Origin of the sequence: Lysobacter sp. TAB13, from assembly GCF_052113885.1 — a bacterium.
GTDB lineage: Bacteria > Pseudomonadota > Gammaproteobacteria > Xanthomonadales > Xanthomonadaceae > Lysobacter > Lysobacter gummosus.
Genome location: NZ_JBFRDR010000199.1, coordinates 1 through 455 on the forward strand (window position 1 = coordinate 1; position 455 = coordinate 455).

The following is a 455-nucleotide window of genomic DNA, read 5'->3' on the forward strand; positions in this document are numbered from 1 at the left end:
GGTCTACTGAGCGGAGCCCCTCGCCTCGGGCGGCATCTCATCAGAAGCAGCGCAGCTCGCCTTCGATCTGCGCCCGTTTCAGGCGCGCGACCTTCTCTCGCAACAAGGGCATGGAGATGAACATCGAGGCGTTCTGACCGCCGCGCTGGCGCACGGACATGATCGTCTCGGCCTCTTCATAGGCCTTGTAGGGCAGGACAGAGGCGATCACGTCGATCGAACAGGAGCATTTTTCCAGCGCCGTGCGCGTCTGGCCATTCGCGGCCATGCACCCGAAGATGTAATCGGCGCGTGCGACCGTCGGATAGTCGTTGACCGGCGTCTCAGCTGCGCCGCCATTGCCCGCAGCCGGGATCGTCGCCAGCAGCGCCCCCGCCAGAGCCGCCAGGAACCTGCGCTGCCGCCCCCCTCTCGTCCCGACCGTGCTCATCGCTGGGCCCCAGCGGATTTCAGGA

1 protein-coding gene is annotated in these 455 nt (G+C 66.2%); it reads right to left on the bottom strand.

Annotated elements, in window-relative coordinates; all coding sequences use genetic code 11:
- Positions 1–40: 40 nt before the first annotated feature.
- The coding region (locus AB4Y92_RS25805) for a hypothetical protein (protein WP_441822209.1) at positions 41–455 on the bottom strand (415 nt) is incomplete at its 5' end.